Origin of the sequence: Planctopirus hydrillae (genome assembly GCF_001707835.1) — a bacterium.
In the GTDB taxonomy this organism is placed as follows: domain Bacteria; phylum Planctomycetota; class Planctomycetia; order Planctomycetales; family Planctomycetaceae; genus Planctopirus; species Planctopirus hydrillae.
In genome coordinates this window covers 424,665-443,061 of record NZ_LYDR01000063.1, presented here as the reverse complement: position 1 = coordinate 443,061, position 18,397 = coordinate 424,665, and the positions used below count along the sequence as shown (strand labels likewise).

At 52.9% G+C, this 18,397-nt stretch carries 13 protein-coding genes; 10 read left to right on the top strand and 3 right to left on the bottom strand.

The window, feature by feature from the left end:
• The first annotated feature begins 227 nt into the window (after positions 1-227).
• Together A6X21_RS09165 and folP are read left to right on the top strand one after the other, a co-directional pair.
• Entirely contained in the window at positions 228-500 is a 273-nt protein-coding gene (locus tag A6X21_RS09165) for a hypothetical protein (RefSeq protein WP_131818261.1), read from the top strand.
• 765 nt (positions 501-1,265) lie between these two features.
• Complete coding sequence (folP, locus tag A6X21_RS09160; RefSeq protein WP_083233509.1) at positions 1,266-2,147, top strand: dihydropteroate synthase; 882 nt, start codon at positions 1,266-1,268, stop codon at positions 2,145-2,147.
• Between the two features lie 100 nt (positions 2,148-2,247).
• Here folP and A6X21_RS09155 read toward each other — a convergent pair whose 3' ends face one another.
• From A6X21_RS09155 to A6X21_RS09145, 3 genes are all read right to left on the bottom strand, one after another.
• A complete protein-coding gene (locus A6X21_RS09155; RefSeq protein ID WP_240490213.1) occupies positions 2,248-3,183 on the bottom strand; it encodes an alpha/beta hydrolase in 936 nt (311 codons plus the stop codon).
• 59 nt (positions 3,184-3,242) lie between these two features.
• Entirely contained in the window at positions 3,243-3,686 is a 444-nt protein-coding gene (locus A6X21_RS09150; RefSeq protein WP_068847501.1) for a DMT family transporter, read from the bottom strand.
• Between the two features lie 212 nt (positions 3,687-3,898).
• On the bottom strand, positions 3,899-4,942 hold the full coding sequence (locus A6X21_RS09145) for an alpha/beta hydrolase fold domain-containing protein (protein WP_068847267.1): 1,044 nt from the start codon (positions 4,940-4,942) through the stop codon (positions 3,899-3,901).
• A gap of 525 nt (positions 4,943-5,467) precedes the next feature.
• Between A6X21_RS09145 and A6X21_RS09140 the strand changes: the two genes are divergently transcribed.
• The 8 genes from A6X21_RS09140 to A6X21_RS09105 all read left to right on the top strand — a co-directional run bounded on the left by A6X21_RS09140 (position 5,468) and on the right by A6X21_RS09105 (position 18,383).
• A complete protein-coding gene (locus tag A6X21_RS09140; RefSeq protein WP_068847265.1) occupies positions 5,468-7,669 on the top strand; it encodes a glutamine synthetase III family protein in 2,202 nt (733 codons plus the stop codon).
• Positions 7,670-7,880: 211 nt separating this feature from the next.
• On the top strand, positions 7,881-8,570 hold the full coding sequence (gene mobA, locus A6X21_RS09135) for a molybdenum cofactor guanylyltransferase (RefSeq protein ID WP_068847263.1): 690 nt from the start codon (positions 7,881-7,883) through the stop codon (positions 8,568-8,570).
• A 142-nt stretch (positions 8,571-8,712) separates the two neighbouring features.
• Entirely contained in the window at positions 8,713-10,923 is a 2,211-nt protein-coding gene (locus A6X21_RS09130) for an alpha-amylase/4-alpha-glucanotransferase domain-containing protein (protein WP_068847499.1), read from the top strand.
• Positions 10,924-11,278: 355 nt separating this feature from the next.
• Entirely contained in the window at positions 11,279-12,607 is a 1,329-nt protein-coding gene (locus A6X21_RS09125; RefSeq protein WP_110766446.1) for a TadA family conjugal transfer-associated ATPase, read from the top strand.
• A gap of 145 nt (positions 12,608-12,752) precedes the next feature.
• Positions 12,753-13,718, top strand: a complete 966-nt coding sequence (locus tag A6X21_RS09120) for a type II secretion system F family protein (protein WP_068847259.1) — start codon at positions 12,753-12,755, stop codon at positions 13,716-13,718.
• Positions 13,719-13,822: 104 nt separating this feature from the next.
• Entirely contained in the window at positions 13,823-14,761 is a 939-nt protein-coding gene (locus A6X21_RS09115) for a type II secretion system F family protein (protein WP_083233480.1), read from the top strand.
• 318 nt (positions 14,762-15,079) lie between these two features.
• Positions 15,080-16,483: a sigma-54-dependent transcriptional regulator gene (locus A6X21_RS09110; protein ID WP_068847257.1), complete on the top strand. Its 1,404-nt coding sequence runs from the start codon at positions 15,080-15,082 to the stop codon at positions 16,481-16,483.
• Positions 16,484-16,856: 373 nt separating this feature from the next.
• A complete protein-coding gene (locus tag A6X21_RS09105) occupies positions 16,857-18,383 on the top strand; it encodes a hypothetical protein (protein WP_068847256.1) in 1,527 nt (508 codons plus the stop codon).
• Positions 18,384-18,397: the final 14 nt, after the last annotated feature.

Below are 18,397 nucleotides of genomic sequence, written 5' to 3'. Positions count from 1 at the left end.
AATCAGATTCTGTTCACTTTCAACATTGAAATTGAACAAAGAATTGTGATTCGCTGCCGGAACAGTCGTCATTGCATCTCATGCTTCAGGGTCTTGGCTGGCATAAAAAAAGAGTGGGGAGTCATTGCGACTCCCCACTCGATGATCAATTCATGTGAATTGGCGGTCTTTACAGATCGACCTATCAACACAAATTTAGTTAGCAGCTGGTGCTGGTGCTTCGGCTGGTGGAGCTGGAGCAACAGGGGCAGCTGGAGCAGCTTCAACAGGAGCGGCTGGTGCAGCACATGTTGGAGCACATGGAGCCACTGGGGCAGCAGGAGCCACTGGAGCACATGGAGCAGCAGCAGGTGCACATGCAACAGCAGGAGCTGCACATGTTGGAGCACATGGAGCTGGTGCACAGGCGGCAGGAGCTGGTGCAGCACATGTTGGAGCAGCTGGTGCACAAGCGACTGGTGCTGGAGCACAAGCAGCTGGAGCAGGAGCGGCACATGTAGGAGCACAGGCGACTGGAGCGGCGCAGCTAGGAGCTGCACAGCTTGGTGCACATTCGCTTGGGCAGCAGCTGGAACGCTTCTTCTTGCAACGAACCTTCTTCACTTTGCAGCAAGGGGTTGGTTCGCAAGCAGGAGCGCAAGCAACTGGAGCAGCGCAGCTTGGTGCACATGCAGCAGGAGCTGCACAGCTTGGAGCAGGTGCAGCACAGCTAGGAGCTGGAGCACAGCAATCGCTTGAGCGACGGAACAGACCGGCGTCGGCAGCGCTTGCACAACACAGGACAACAGCGACGGCAGCAGCCGCCATAGACTTGAACATACCAGCCATCTTCACAGACCTCCTCAGACGTTGAACGAGATTTGTCGGTGCAGACAGCCCCGACCCCCCTGGTGACTCGCCCGTCGATCGGCAAAATCTGCCAATCAATGACTTTTCGAGCGAAACATTTTTACATTGAGTAACTTTGGATAACTCTTCCGGTTACGCCAAAGCAGGATAGCGGGAAGGATACGGATGTCAAATGAAATGAACCGAAAAACATGTTTGGGATGAATGGGAGGTACGCATTGTCTGGGATGATATTGTCGTGCCGTTGATGACAATTTTTTTGGGCACACCAGAGGGACTGGGACAATGATGATTCGAGATCGTTCGAGATTTCCCAGAAAATCGCGCAAGTGTCGAATTGACAGACTGTTATAATCAACTGTGAGTTGACGCTAGTTGGCCCTCTTAGGCCTGTTTGAATCATGGAAGCGATGGATATGTACACCTCTCCTGACATGCGATGGTGTTGTTGCGAGCACGTCTTCGAAAAAAGTTGTCAGCCTCGACTGATGGGAATTGTGAATGTCACTCCCGACAGTTTTTCTGATGGTGGAGCATTTTTCTCGACAGAAACGGCGGTTCAGCAGGCTCTATCTCTCGCCAGTCAAGGTGCGGACATACTGGATATTGGGGGTGAATCGACACGCCCCGGTTCATTATCCGTCGCCGAGGACGAGGAGATCCGACGCGTCATTCCAGTGATTCGCGAAGTTCGAAAGCATTCCCCGCAGGCAATTTCTGTTGATACAACCAAAGCTCAGGTGGCGAGGAAAGCCCTTGAAGCCGGTGCCTGGATCATCAACGACATTTCCGGGTTAGCGTTCGATGCGGAGATGGTGGCCGTTGCCCGAGATTTTAAGGCCGGCGTGATCATCAATCACATTCAAGGCACTCCGCAAACCATGCAGCACAATCCGGTCTACACAGATGTTGTGCAGGAAGTCTTTGAGTTTTTTGAACGAAGAATCCACCAGTTGATCGATAGCGGGATTTCAGCCGAGTCGATCTGTCTGGACCCCGGGATCGGGTTTGGCAAAACCGCGGCACATAATCTCTCGCTGCTGCGAGCCATACCGCACTTTCGAAAACTGGGGCGACCAGTGCTGGTGGGGCATTCTCGCAAAAGGTTTCTCAAGCAACTCACCGGGCGCGAGGTCAACGAGAGAGAATACGGAACGTTAGGTGTCAGTCTGGCTCTGGCACAATTGGGAGTCGATTTTCTCAGGATCCATGATGTGGCTGCTCATAGGGATAGCCTGCTGGCTTATGGTGCCGTGGCTTTGAATATCGATCCAGAACGGCCGCCTCAGCAAGAGTGAAATGAAACAGTGGACTGACAAAGCATTTTCGTCAGTCCACTGTCATCAAGAGATTTCTTGGCCTTGAACCTGTTCGAGGCCAGGATGGTGAATCAAGCAATTACTTTTTGAGCATGCCCAGTGAATTTAGCCAGTTGGCGCAAAGTTCCGGCCAGGCGGCAGCGGTTCCCTGCCCCTTCCCGAGGCCAATCCCATGGCGGCCTTTCTGGAAAATGTGAAGTTCGCCGGGGACGCGGTGTTTCACCATTGCAGAGTAGAATCGCAGGCTGTTTTCAGGAAGAACTGCTGCATCCTCCTGAGTATGCCAGAGGAAAGTCGGTGGTGTCTGTGACGTGACCCGCAAGTCGTTGGACATCCGGAGCACATCTTCATCGGAAGGGGATTCGCCCAGGAGATTTCTTCGTGAACCGCCATGAGTGACACCCTGTTCCATCGAAATCACAGGATAGCACAAGATGGCAAAATCAGGCCGTGAACTCAGCCGGTCAATCGAATCCGGGGAATCCGATAGCCCCAGATCAAACTGGGTGGCAGCGGTCGACGCCAGATGTCCACCGGCAGAAAAACCCAACACTCCCACTTTATCGGCATCGTGCATTCCAGCTTGTGGAGAGTTCAAAGATCGAACCAGACGAATCGCTCTCTGGACATCCAGGCGTGGGACAGGATCTTTGTAAGCCGGGGCGTGCCTGTAGGTGAGGACGTAAGCACTGATTCCCAGTTCATTCAGCCACTGGCCAATTTCGTGACCTTCGTGGGATTTGGCGAGCCCGCCATACCCCCCGCCAGGACAGACGACAATAGCACATCGAGTCGCTTTAGAGGGGTCAGCTTTATAAACGGACAAGTAAGGGATGTCGGCTGGAGCCCCTGCTTTGGCTTCAGGTGCTCCTTCAGGCCAGAGAATGATTCGAGGTTGATCATCAATCCCACCGGCTCTGGCTGAAAACGGACTGAGAACAAGACTTCCAATGAGCAAAGCCATCGTCACGTTCGATGTGATGAATGCGAGAATACGGAGTCGAAATTGTGTCATGTTGAGCGTCTGGAAGTTGTTCATTTGAATGCGATCTTTGAATTGAGGACGGGACGGGATCAACGCCAGGTGAAGAGCGCCATACCAGAGAGGACAAACACGGCTCCCAGAATGCGAGTGAAACTCAAAGGAATCGCCTGCATGCCCAGGAGGCCAAAATGATCGACAAGCAGTGCTGTCAGCATCTGGCCGAAGAGGACGATCGTAACCATCTGGGCAATTCCCAGTCGAGGTGCGACTGTCATACTTGACCACACAAACAACGTGCCCAGAGTACCACCGGTCCAGGCCCACCAGGGGGCTTGGGAAAGCCGCGACCAGTCGGGTGTTGGGGCGCGTGTCAACAGGCAGTACAAGAGGGACACGACTGCACCTGTGGAAAATGAGATGAGCGTGGCCTGCATCGGGACAGGAACGTGCCCCTTTAATTGCGTGTTGACTGCCGCTTGAACGGCAGTTGCAGCCCCCGCGATAACCGCCAGAAGATAAAGCCAGCTATGCATAGATTCAGCCAATGGGAGAATTGTCAGTTCGAAGCTGTTTCGATCATCCCACGTTGGCGGCGTCTTGAAAAGGATAGACAATCACGGTCGTAATTTCGAAGAATTTCGTTTTATTCAGCAGTCTGCTGAAAGGATTTGATTAGGCCAATCAGTCGAGTGGTGTGCTTGTCTGGAGAATAAACTTTGCACTCAGATGAACCTTCAAGAGGTTACTAGCGCATGGGGCTGCAGGGAGGAGTTGGCTCGTTAATGATCGCACGATACCTGGCGATTTGCGGCTGTTGATCCAGCTTCGTCGTCACTCCCAGATGCTTTGAGAAAAACTTGTAGACTCCCGACTGAATGCGACTCGTCGGCCAGGTGCCATGCGGCAAAGATCGAATTTTCCACAAGGTGACCGGTTGATGCTTCTCCTGCAGCAGCCGACTCAAACTCAACGATTGTTCAAACGGAATCTGATCGTCATCCACTCCGTGCATCAGCAGAATGGGAGGCGATTTTTTGATTTGTGCAGCTTGCCACAAGGGACTGGCTGACTGAGCTTCCGCCGGATGTTCCGGAATTGGCCCGCCGAGCAGCAGTGATTCTGGTGCCCATAAGGCAAAGTGATTCATCTCATCCTGAGATCCTGCGCCTGATTCCAGGGACTGAAAATCGGTCGGTGCGTAAAGGGAGCAGACTGCCTGAACCTGAGACGAAACTTCTGGACAGAGGCCGGTGAGCAAAGCCAGATGTCCGCCAGAGGAAGCGCCGAATAATGCGATCCGTTGATGATCGAGGTGGTGTTCGCCGGCATGTTCTTCCAGCCATTTTAACAGTGCGATGCTGTCCTCAAGCTGTGCCGGAAAAATTGCGACATCCGAGCTGCGGAAGTCATGCGACACTACAGCAAAACCGCGGTCAACCAGTTCGGCAATCGGAGCATGACCGCGATGACCATTCCGCCAACCGCCACTGTGAAAGGAAATGATCACTGGCCAGCCTGTTGATGGGCATTGAAGCCGAGTGGGAACGTGAATATCGGCCAGAAGAGATCCCGTGGATCTTTCACAGTACGTGACAGTCACTCGTTTTTGAGCGGGGAGTGAAGGCGGAGTGGTTGGAGAGACTTCGAGAGAGAAAAACCGTTGTGGCTCCAGCTCATCTGCGCCCACCAGCCGGACGTTCTTTTCCCACCACTGAGCAGAAGATCCCGCGACAACACATAAGCCACCAAAGGCCAGAATCCAGAGAATTGTGCGGGCCAGCGCAGTCATGAAATCCCTTCAAACTCAAGGGGCTGATCTCAACTCTCCGCCCGGCTGCGATTTGCAATAACAGATGGCATCCCGTCGAAGAGGTGCAATTGATGGGATGACGTTAATTGGGACTTGAGCTACTCGACGCCTGATATTGATGAACGGCAAGTCGCTAATCTTCCAAAATTTTCACAGAAGGTACATCTTTTTTTGTAAGTTTTTTATTTTCATGCTTCCGTACGCAATATTTGCGCATCGAAAAGGCATTCGATTTTGAAGAATGGCGTTGAGGCGATCTCGCTGGCAATATTTCTGCTTTGAAACGTCAGAATCTTGAACCGATCCGGAGGCAGAAAGTTCCGCACCTGACTGTGCCTAAAAAGCGGGCTGCTGTGCAACAGGGTTGAGCACTCCCGAGCAGCGAGAAGAGAATGCCGCCCCTTGTGCAGTCTATACAGATTCGGTACACCGATTGCAGCGTATCTCAATGGGAATTTCCCAGTCGCTCCAAAACTGTTTGTGTTAAAAGAGGAATCGAGACTTATGAGTGGCAGCCAGGCTCGTCAGCAGGCCATTTCCGCTGTTTTGAATTACAAGCCCATTTCTCCCCCTCTCAATTTCGACGAGACACCAGCCGCCGACATCTACGGTTGCAATGTCTTCAGCATTACTGAGATGGAGAAGCGTCTGCCCAAGCAGGTGTTCAAGTCCGTCAAGCGAACCATCGAGCGTGGTGAACCTCTCGATAACTCCATTGCTGACGTTGTCGCCGCTGCCATGATGGATTGGGCAATTTCCAAGGGTGCTACGCACTACGCCCACGTCTTCTATCCTCTGACTGGTATCACGGCTGAGAAGCATGACAGCTTCCTCTCACCCGACAACAAGGGTGGAGCAATTGCCGAGTTTTCTGGTGCTCAATTGATTCAAGGCGAGCCCGACGCCTCCAGCTTCCCGTCCGGTGGTTTGCGTTCCACGTTCGAAGCTCGTGGATATACCGCCTGGGACGTGACCAGCCCGGCTTACATTCTCGAAAATCCAAACGGCACCACCCTGTGTATTCCCACTGCGTTCGTCTCGTGGACCGGCCCGGCTCTCGACAAAAAGACCCCGGTTCTCCGCTCGATGAAAGCACTCAATATTCAGGCTCAGCGTCTGCTGAAACTCTTGGGTCACAAAGATATTCCTATGGTCACAGCCACATGTGGGCCAGAGCAGGAATATTTCCTCATTGACCGGAATTTCTTCTTCGCCCGTCCCGATCTGGTGAATGCCGGGCGGACACTCTTCGGCGCCAAGCCACCCAAGGGGCAGGAATTTTGCGATCAGTATTTCGGTGCGATTCCCGAACGCGTTCTGGCTTACATGCTCGAGTGCGAACGTGAGTTCTACAAGCTCGGTATTCCCGTCAAGACCCGTCACAACGAAGTGGCTCCCAGCCAGTACGAAGTGGCTCCCATCTATGAGAACGCCAACGTCGCCGCTGACCACCAGCAACTGCTCATGATGATTCTCAAGAATGTCGCTTCAAAGTACGGCATGTCTTGCCTGCTGCACGAAAAGCCATTTGCCGGGGTCAACGGTTCGGGCAAGCATCTCAACTGGTCTTTGGGCAACTCAGCTCAGGGCAACCTGCTTGATCCAGGCGAAACACCTCACCAGAACATGCAGTTCCTGTTGTTCTGTGGTGCTGTGATTCGCGCGGTTCATCTCCACTCGACCCTGCTCCGTGCAGTGATTGCTCATGCAGGGAATGATCACCGACTGGGGGCCAACGAAGCTCCTCCAGCCATCATCTCGATCTTCCTTGGCGATATGCTGGCCGATGTCTTCGAGCAGATTAAGAAGAGTGGCGCCCCAACATCGTCCAAGGGTAAGGGGACTCTCACCGTCGGTGTTGATACGCTCCCACAGTTGCCCAAAGATGCTGGTGACCGCAACCGTACCAGCCCCTTCGCATTCACTGGCAACAAGTTCGAATTCCGTGCTGTGGGTTCCAGTCAGTCACTTTCCGGCCCGCTGGTGGCTCTCAACACCATTGTGGCCGAGTCGATCGACTACATCGCCACAGAACTGGAAAAGGCCACTGGTGGCGATCCAGCCAAGCTCGCTCCTGCCGCCCAGACGCTCCTCAAGAGCATTGTCGAGAAGCATGGCGCCGTGATCTTCAATGGCGACGGCTATTCCGAAGCCTGGCATCAGGAAGCTGAAAAGCGTGGTCTGCCCAACCTGAAGCAGACTGTCGACGCTCTCGAATACATCGCGACACCTGAAAACATCGCTATGTTCGAGAAGTACGCTGTCCTGACGAAGGAAGAAGTCGTCAGCCGCCAGGAGATCTACTACGAGCAGTACTGCCTGACGATCAACGTCGAAGCCAACCTGATGGCTGAGATCGCCAAGACGGTCATCTACCCCGCATCAACCCGCTATGCCGGTGAACTCGCTGCTTCCGGTGCCAGCTTGAAAGCTGTGGGAGTCGAGTTCGACGCCACACTGCTGAACAAGGTTGTGGCTCTCAACAAATCGCTGGTCGCGACAGTCGCCAAGCTGGAAGAAGCTGCTTCCCATGGTGGAGGTGGTGGTCACGGCGTGGCGAATCCGAAGGAAACCGCCTTCTACCTGAAGAACAACGTCATTCCGCTGATGGTGGAACTGCGTGGCATTGTCGACGAGCTCGAAACCTATGTCGCTGACGACCACTGGCCACTGCCAACCTATCAGGAAATGCTCTTCATCAAGTAGCCGCAGTATTTTGCCAGCGATCACGAGACTGTGTTCCCAAGCCTCGCTTTGGCACATGTCTCAAGATTTCTGGTCAAATGAATGAGTAAGTTTGGAAGGAGCCGTTCATCCTCAAGATGAGCGGCTCTTTTCGTCTTTTCTGATTCTTTTCAGTCGTCTTCAAGTATAAGAACAGTTCCCATGGTGATTATTCTCAGGAGTATGTGCCCCTATGCTGGAACTGACTTCCCGTTTACATCGAATCATCATTCTGGCTGGGGGGAAGTCATCGCGCATGGGTGTTGCCAAGGCGAACCTGGTTTTCCATGGTGAGACTTTTCTGGAACGATTAACTCGTACGTTGTCGCCCTTAGGTGTACCCATCTGGGTATTGGCGAATGAGGCCCCCAGTTCAGTTTTATCAGCCTCTGGTAAACCATGCTCGCATGATGTGGATTACGACGAGCAGTCGTTTGCAGGGCCGCTGATGGCACTGTGTGGGCATGTTTCCCGTCATCCGCTCCCACCAGGTGCCTGGGTCTTTGTGGTCGGTTGTGATACTCCACTGGTGGATGAACGGTTTGTGAAAATATTGTGGCAAATCGGTGCTGCGCGAATGAGCGATCGCTTTGATGAAGTGGAAGCGATTGGCTATCGCCTGCCCGGTTCGCTGGATCGAAATGAGATAGCCCCCTTCCCTGCCCTGATTTCGAGCCGGTTTTTGAACGGCCTTCCGCACCTGGTCAAGGAAGGAGAAAGGTCTCTCTTTCGGGCACTGCGGTTTCGTCCGAAAGTTGTTGTCGAGGGGAAATTGATCCTCGAATCTCTGGCTGATTTCGCCGCTGGTGATCTTCCTCCATGGTTCAATGTCAATACTCCAGCAGAATATGCCGCCTTAACCGGCTTGACTGAGCCACTTTGAATCAATCGCGCATGAGACGGTCTTGACCGCAAAGCATGATTCCAGAGAGATTCCGCACACACAACGGCAGTCGATTAGACATCGATCGATGAATCTCTCGCTGCTGTTCCCGCCGTCATCTCTCCATCGCCTGGAGCACTTCATGCCTGTCAGTACCCGTCTGATTCTCGCCATTCACAATCACCAGCCGGTTGGTAACTTTGATCATGTCATCAGGCACGCCTGTGAGAAGGCCTATTTCCCGTTACTCGATCTGCTGGAAGAATTCCCGGAGATTGCAGTTGTCCTGCATAACTCGGGAAGTCTGATCGACTGGCTGATGAAGCATGAGCCCGGCTATATCGAGCGACTGGCGGCTTTCGTGGATAACGGGCAGATTGAATTGCTGGGTGGGCCATACTTTGAACCCATTCTGGCCGCAATTCCGAGGCGAGATCGGGTTGGTCAAACCGCCAGTTACAAGAAGTTTCTGGAACGACGCTTCGATGCACCCGTGCGTGGTGCCTGGATCCCTGAGCGAGTCTGGGAGCAATCCTTTGCTGCCGACCTGATCGATGCCGGTGTCGAGTACATACTGCTCGATGATGCCCATTTCCGGGCTGCCGGGATCTCGAATGACGATCTGCATGGCTACTACTTCACGGAAGATGCCGGTCGAAAGCTTTGTCTGTTCCCTGGAAGTGAGCGTTTACGTTACCTGCTCCCCTATGCCGATCCTCATGAGATCATCGAGCACTGCCGTCAGGTTGCGGAGAAACATCCTGGAGCTGTGCTGACATTTGGCGACGATGGCGAAAAATTTGGTGTCTGGCCCGGCTCGTGGGATCACGTTTACACCAATGGCTGGATGCGGCGCTTCTTCACGGCACTCAGAGAGCAATCGAGCTGGCTGAAAGTGACCACGATGGATGAAACAGTCCGCAATGTTTCTCCGCTGGGGCGAACATATCTTCCCGATGGAAGTTATCGCGAGATGATGGAATGGGCACTCCCTGCTGAGCGTCAGGTTCAATACCACAACGCCATGAACGGCTATCGCCAGCATCACGACTGGCCACAACTGGGTTCATTTGTCAGGGCCGGTTTCTGGCGAAACTTTCTGGTGAAATATCCCGAAACCAACGAAATGTACACACGCATGCTCGGGGTCAGTCAACGATTAGCCGAGTACGAAGAACTTTACGGCGATAAGGAACATGTGGCGGATCTTCGAGCCGCCCGCGCTGATCTTTATCGAGCCCAGTGCAATTGTCCTTACTGGCATGGTGCGTTTGGCGGTCTTTACCTGCCCCATCTGCGTAATGCCGTCTATAGCCATCTGATTGCTGCCGATCACAAACTCGACCAGATTGCCGGGAAATCACATCCGTGGGTGGAAGTGACCATTGACGATTACAACTGCGATTCAAGATTTGAGATCAGTCTGAAGAGTGACAAGCTCAAGGCTTTTCTGGCACCTGCGCAAGGTGGTCAGATGTACGAACTTGATGTCACGGCTGTTCGACATAATCTGCTTTCGACATTAAATCGTCGTTTCGAGCCCTATCATCATAAAATTCGACAGTGTGCAGGTTCAGCCCATGTGACAGAGCATGGTGGTGGGGTTGATCCCAATGGCGGTGTGAGCTTCAAGCAGGCGGGGCTGGATCAGAAGCTGCAATACGATCAGTGGGCTCGCAAGTCATTGGTCGATCACTTTCTGCAACCAGGTTTGGCTGTCGAATCGTTCGCCAGTGGCGAAGGGATCGTAGGGGACTTTGCCCAGGGTGCCTATAAAGCGATTGTGCGACGATCCGATTCCCATGTGGAAGCGGTCATGACGCGTGACGGACACGTTGGTCCACATCAGGCCACTGTCCGCAAAATCATTGCGATGAATGAATCATGCCCAGGTGAAATTCAGATTCGTTATGAACTTTCAAATCTCCCGTTGAATCTGCCATTGCATTTTGGCGTGGAGTTCAACTTTGCCGGGCTTGCGGGGTCGGCACCCGATCGCTACCTGTACGATGCCGCTGGTCGATCAATTGGTACTCTCGATTCAACTCACAGTTTGCAGGCGGGAAAATCGATGGGTCTGGTCGATGAGTGGCTCGGGATCGATGTCAATCTGGATACGACGATGCCAGCCGAGTTCTGGATCATGCCAGTACAAACCGTCAGTCAATCGGAAGGAGGCTTCGAACTCGTCCACCAGAGTACATCCGTTGTACCTCATTGGGAGTTCTTTGCTCCGGCTGATGGCTGCTGGTCAGTCGAATTGAGACTGTCCATCGATACGTCAGTAGCCCATGCCCGTGCATTGCATGAAGAAAACGCCAGGCGACCAGTCTCTATGTCACTGACGGTTTGATCCGGATCGCACGAAGTTATCGATTCTTCGGGTGGTAACGGTTTTCACAAGCTGAGCACAACCACTCGAAATTGTCTTGCTCGCCATCGATCGATTCTCCATCAGCAGGTCTTAAGACAGCTTTGTCTCAAGACCTGCTGTTCTTTTTGGTAGAGCTTCGATGGGCTTCCACTTTTTCAAGTGATGGAATTCGCCATCAAATGGTGATGGATCTGTCTCTGAAAGACAGCATTTGATGATTTCTGGCAACTGATCGTCACACACGGAATTTCTGAGCTAAGTTTCCTATGACTGATGGTCGGATCAGTCTGCCAATCTTGGGAAACTGTCTCTTGATTTCGGAGTGATGCGTCAAATGCCCCCTGCCACTTTCAATCCCCCACGCAACCGCAGCGGTTTATCCTCGGAGCAGGATTTTGAAGCACTCAAGCGATTAATCCACGGCAAGCTCGTGGAAAAACTCGATCTTTCCCGCCTGGGAGACCTCGAGGGTGATACTCTGCGCCGAGAAATCCGACTGGTTGTCGAACACCTGTGCGACACCGAGAACCCCTTGCTCAATCGTTCCGAACGTGAACGGCTGATTGAAGAAGTTCTTGATGAAACCTTTGGCTTTGGTCCGCTGGAGATTCTTCTCAAAGAACCCGGCGTCGCTGACATCATGATCAACGGCCCGAAGAATGTTTTTATCGAAAAGGGTGGACGGATTCAGAAGTCGGAAGTCACCTTCCGCGATAACGATCATCTGCTGCAGATTCTCGACCGCATTGTTTCCCGCGTGGGGCGACGTGTGGATGAAACCTGCCCGATGGTCGATGCCCGTCTTCCGGATGGTTCGCGACTCAACGCCGTCATTCCTCCACTGGCCCTGGATGGCCCATCGCTCACGATTCGTCGATTTGGTTCCAAGCCACTGGCTCTGGAAGACCTGCTGAAGTTTGGTGCCTTCACACCCGAGATGGTCATGCTTTTGGAAGGAGCCATGAAGGCTCGTCTCAACTGCATCATCAGTGGTGGTACAGGCTCTGGTAAAACCACACTACTCAATACTTTGTCGAGCTTTATTCCGAATGATCAGCGTGTCATCACGATTGAAGACGCTGCTGAAATTCAGCTTCAGCAGGAACATGTGCTGAGGCTCGAAACACGTCCTGCCAATATCGAAGGTAAGGGACGAATCACGGCAACAGATCTTGTGAAAAACGCACTGCGTATGCGTCCGGACCGAGTGATTATCGGGGAATGCCGTGGAGCCGAAGCTCTCGACATGCTCCAGGCCATGAATACTGGCCACGAAGGATCGCTGACGACGATCCATGCCAATACACCGCGCGATGCTGTCTCACGACTGGAAACGATGATCGCAATGGGTGGTGTCGAAATTCCTCTGCGAGCACTCCGCCAGCAATTTGCAGCGGCAGTCGATCTGATTATTCAGACGAATCGTCTGCAGGGCGGCCCACGCAAGATTACACACATCACAGAAGTCCTCAATATGGAGCAGGACACCGTGGTGATGCAGGACATTTTCGTTTTCGTACAGGATGGAATAGACGAGACGGGTCGAGCTTTTGGCCACTTTGAATCTACGGGAGTCAGGCCATCGTTCATGTCTCGACTGGAGCAGGCTGGTATTCGTTTGCCAGCCAACATTTTCCAGCAGAGAGCACTCGGCGGGCGCTAATCATCAGGAATGATTCCGCCAGTGAGGCCGTGATTGGCACGACTGAAAAAATGGACTGTCTTGAACAAGCTTCGATCCAGGTTGTTGAACAAAGGTTTGTCGGCCCACTTCGTGCGTGATTGAGTTTCTCCGAGGGAATTGTTTCATGAGCCCACTAATGATATCGCTGACTGTTTTCGTGGGTGTTTCTGCCTTCGTGGGTGCTATCGCTTCACTGCTCATGGGGGGAAATTCCAAACGTGCAGAAGACCGTCTCGATGTACTTGCCGGTCTGAAAACCAGCGAAGAGCAAACGAGAATCACCAAGGATGAACTTGTTAAACTCAGCTCTCAGACCATTGACGGTGCTCTGGGTTTGCTGATGGAGCGATTTCGCGGGATCGGTCTTTTCTTTGAACAGGCCGATTCTCCAATCGGTTTGAGATCATTTCTGCTGATCAGTGTTTCCTGTGGAATTGTAGGTGCCGCTCTGGGATTGATTGGCAATGCACCCACCCCACTCCTCCCGCTGTTTGGCTTGCTGACAGCCACCTTTCCGTTCATCTGGCTGTCGTTTCGTCGCAAGAAGCGATTCAAGCAGTTTGCGAAACAGCTCCCCGATGCCATGGAATTGATGGGCCGGGCATTGCGATCAGGTCACAGCCTGGCATCAGGTCTGCATCTGGTCTGCGATGAAATGCCTCCACCGATTTCACAAGTCTTTCGCAGTGCTTATGAAACTCAGAATCTTGGCGTTCCCGTCGAAAGTGCCTTGAAAGAGTCCCTCAAGAAAATGCCCAACCTGGATTACAAATTTTTTGTGACAGCCGTGGCAATCCAGCGGCAAACCGGTGGCGACCTGGCTGAGATTCTCGACAAGATCAGTGAAGTGATTCGCGAGCGATTCAAAATTCTGGGCACCGTACAGGCGCTGACTGGCGAAGGCCGCTTGAGTGGTGCCGTGCTGATGGCCATGCCGATTGCCATCTTCTTTGCGGTCTATTACCTGAATCCCAACTACGTCATGGTGCTCTTCACCACAGATCTGGGCAAGAAGATGATTGCTGTCGGGATCGTGATGCAGATTCTGGGTGCCGTCGCCATCAAGAAAATTATCGATATCAAGGTGTAACTCGTTCCTGGTTATCTGGAGAGTCCTCCATCAGCCAGTGGTCATTTTGTCGGATTTTGTCACTCAAGAAGTTCTGTTCGAGCCCCGTTTGAGGTTTGCCAATCATGATGATTGATTTCGCTACGATTGTCCCGTTGGCAATCTTTGCCTCGATCACGTTGGCTGTGTTTGCGGCTCTCCAGTTGTTCAGCCGGGAGCAGAGCCGTGCCAGCCAGCGACTGGATGAGTTCAACAATCCTTTATTGAGAGAACAGCAGCGCGGCCAGAAAAATGGCATGTCCAATCTTCTTGAGAAAGCCGCACCGGCTCTGTCGAAGGCGTTGGAACCTAAGTCGGAGCTGGAGCAAAGCCAACTGAAAATTCGCCTGGCGAATGCGGGTTTTCATTCCCCTCAGGCACCCATGATTTACCTCGCTATCAAGACCGTATGCCTGGTCGCGGGTCTGGTTTTGGGTGGTGGGTTGGGAATGTACCGCTACGGGACAACTCAAGCCGGTTTGACGACATTAATCATTGCTGCTGGCGCCGGCTTTTATCTCCCGGAAGGTGTTCTGGCTTATCTCATCAGTAAGCGGAAACAGGCGATATTTCTGCAACTGCCCGATGTGTTGGATTTGTTGGTCGTCTGCGTCGAGGCCGGTCTGGGATTGGATGCCGGATTGCGGCGTGTGGCCGAAGAATTGAAGGATACGGCGCCGGAGATTTGCGGTGAACTGGCGATGTGTAATCTGCAGCTTCAGATGGGACGAAACCGTCGGGACATGCTGCATGATCTGGGTGTGCGGACTGGTGTCGATGACGTGAAGGCACTTGTGGCCATCATGATACAGGCCGATAAGTTTGGTTCTTCAATCGCCCAGGCGTTACGCGTGCAGTCAGATTCCATGCGTGTTAAGCGGCGTCAGATCGCCGAAGAGAAAGCTCAAAAAACAGCCGTACAAATGCTGTTCCCCATGGTGATTTTCATTTTCCCAGGCATCTTCGTCGTGCTGGTCGGCCCTGCTGCCATCAAGATGATGGATCAACTGCTCAATAAGCCGTGATTGGTAATGCGGAAGCAACCAGACGTTGATCAATCATGTGGTACCCCTGGTACGAATGGTGACTTGTGGGTGCATCTGTGGCCTTGCTTGTTGGAAAATCGAGTGGTTTGTTTCGTGAAAGCGACTGAGTGACGTGAGAATTTGTTGACGCTGTACAACCTGTAACCTAGGTTTGCATACCCTCGACATGCTCCGCTCTCGACTGATGTTTGAATCCACCAACCAGCTTCCGGCAGGTGACGTGTTCGCTGAAAATGCAGCGAGCATTCTTCCTGATGAAGCCATGCCTCCTTTTGAGATAGAGTGCTGGAGTAGAGAATGTCGATGACTCAAGGATCCCTGCTTGTCGTGGATGATGACCGTCAGCTCGCGGAATCGATGGCCGATTATCTGCGCAGTCTGGGACATCGGACTGAGACTTCATTCACCGCACGGGATGCCATGGCCCGTATGAAGGAGTATCGCTTCGACATCGTGATCTGTGATGTCAATCTTCCCGATGAAGATGGCTTTGCTGTCCTTGAATGGGCCAACAAAGCTGTCCCGGATACAGAAATCATTCTATTGACAGGCTATGGCACGATTGAAAGCGCTGTCGATGCGATTCGGCTGGGGGCATTTGATTATCTCACCAAGCCTGTAATCGATGAAGAGTTGAACTTCTCCATTCAGCGGGCACTGGGCAAGCGAGAGATTGTCGCTGAGAACCGGCAGCTCAAGCAGCAACTGAATGATCGATTCGGCTTGTCGAACATTGTGGGGCATGATTACCGCATGCTCAAGATGTACGACATTATTGAGAGCGTCGCCGACACGCGAACGACCGTGCTGGTGCTTGGCGAAAGCGGAACAGGAAAGACACTCACTGCCCGAGCCATTCATCAACTCAGTAATCGTCGAGACAAGCCCTTTGTGGAAGTCGCGTGTGGGGCACTGCCCGATACTCTGCTGGAGAGCGAACTCTTCGGCCACGTGGCAGGTGCATTTACCGGGGCCTCGCACGATCGAGCAGGGAAATTCCTGCAGGCGAATGGAGGAACATTGTTCCTCGATGAAATTGCGACGGCATCGCCGAGTTTGCAGGTCAAACTTTTGCGCGTGCTCCAGGACCGCGAGTTTGAAGCCGTCGGTGGCAACAAAACCCACAAAGTCGATGTGCGGCTGATTCTGGCGACCAATGTTGATCTCGAAGAGGCTGTCGCCAAGGGTGAGTTCCGACAGGATCTCTACTATCGAATCAATGTGGTGACTTTGACACAGCCTTCGTTGCGCGAACGAATCAGCGATATCCCGCTGTTGGCCGAGCATTACCTGAAGGAATTTGTCTCACAGACAGGTAAGAACGTGACCGGTTTCAGCGAGCAGGCACTCTCTGCGATGGCCCGTTATCGTTGGCCCGGGAATGTTCGAGAACTTGTGAATGTCGTCGAACGTGCTGTGGTTCTGTGTAAGGGCTCTGTGATTGGCCTGCAGGATCTGCCAGAAAACATGCGTCGCGACGAACCGGCTGCCTTGCTGGGGGTCGTCACAAATGTCTCTGCGGGATCAAGCCTGAAAACGGCGCTGGCCTCTCCGGAAAAGCAGCTCATTATCGATGCGCTGGAATCTCATGGGTGGAACCGGCAATTGACGGCTGAAGCCTTAGGAATCAACCGCACCACGCTCTACAAAAAGATGAAGAAGTTCGGCATCAGCTTCGAACGTCATCTGATGATGTCGTAAATCCGCTCATCAGACAGGAAAGTCCCGTTTCTTCCCGCCTCTGGGCATGCTTCGCATCCAGCGATTTCCGGAGAGGACGTCCTTCAAGTCGATATGAGCAGGCGTTGTGAGATACCGGTAAAAGTCGCCTGAGGGTGATCAACCTCAGGGATTCCCCGCTCGAATGGCGAAAGTTGCTGGTCGTTAAACGCGACAGAACCGCTTTTCCCGCTACCAAAGTCACAATCGATACAGTCTGCCAAGTTGCCGAACCGATACTACCGGCAGGCCCATCCAGCGCGATGGTTCATTATCGGCGGCATTCGCCGATGAGCAGCGGAAGCAACGGTGGTTGCCTCGCTTCAATTTACGGTGCATCGTCAGGGACGATCTGATGCAGACACGGCACTGGTTTAACAAACTTCGCGGCTTCAAATACCTGCTTGGCGGGCTGATGCTGGCGTCGGGCTCGGTCACCATGGGACAAGATGGTCCTATGAACCCGGATTTGAGCGGCTACTATCCTTCGGCAGGCTATCAGCCCACGCCTGGAGGATATGCGCCGGAAGGGTATGGACCGGGAATGGCACCTCCATCGTTCCAGCCGGGGATGAACCCATGGCCCGCAGTCTCTCCATTCGAGGGGCCCCCTTTCCAGCAGATTCAGCAGGAAAACGGCTTCTGGTTCGATAACTCAAAGTGGGGTCCATCACAGATGTCCTTCACAGTCGAAGGGCTCTATGGGGTCTACAAGAAGCCTAATAATCGACTGATGGGTTCTGAAGGTATTCTGCCAATCTACCGTCCCACAACAACTGCCGGGACGGGAACTGGTACAGGAACCGGAACCAATGCGACGACGAGCAACATCACTCCATTCACCTACACTGGCGTTCTGAATGACGCAACTTCGGGTGGCATTCGCTTGACTCTTGAAGGCGAGCAGGCCGACGAAAGTGGTTGGACGTTGTCGGGTTTCTTTTTAGATGAAGGTGCGACTGGCGAACAGCGAATCGCTACTCCAACGCCCACTTCTGTGACCACAACACCCAGCTATACAATTCCCATCACGCAAAGATTGCAGATTGTGGGTGCTCTCCCGTTGTTTGACGGTGATACCAACCTTGATAACGCCAATAATACCGGTGTCCAAAAGTACGATCTGTTGTTCGAGATCAACCACACCAGTCAGTTCTACGGAGCGAATGTTGGTGGTATGGCCAATCCCTGGAAAGAGGGAGATGGATTCCGTATCCGGCCCACTTACGGGATTCGCTACTTCGGTTTACGTGAAACATTTGGTTTTCATGGTGTCGACAGCGGTCTGAACTACACAGTAGGTACGACTGACCTGGCGGTTGTGACCACCACTGGCAGACCGCGCCCAGCAGCGATTATCGCTCCAGACAACCCCACAGATGTTCTGCTGCTCGACTCAACTCTCCGGTCGGTCGTTCAATCGCAGTTCGCGGGTCCTGAAGTCGGTTTCCGGATTGATCTGGGAAAAGACAAATTCAAAATCATCTCGAATACGAAGTTTGGTCTTCTGGCCAACCATTCGAAGCGGTCGATCGAGTATAAAAATATTTTTAATCAGACAGGTTCAGGGAACGTGCCTCCGGCGACAGGTGTGGATCAGGTCTTCAATGATTCCGATACGACCACCATTGTCTCGCCCATGCTCGAACAATCTGTCCTGCTGAGAGCACCACTTCTCAGTTATGTTCCACTGATTAAACGCATGGCGTTCTTCGAGCAGGCTCAGTTCCAGTTTGGTTATACCTTCACCATGCTGGGAGAAGTTTACCGGCCAGAAGAGAACATCGTCTGGCGGGGTGCCCCACTCCAGACCACGATTGGTGACAGCCGAAGCACGTTCTGGACACAAGCCTGGAGTTTCGGTGTCGAGTGGAACTACTAACCCGAATTGACTCT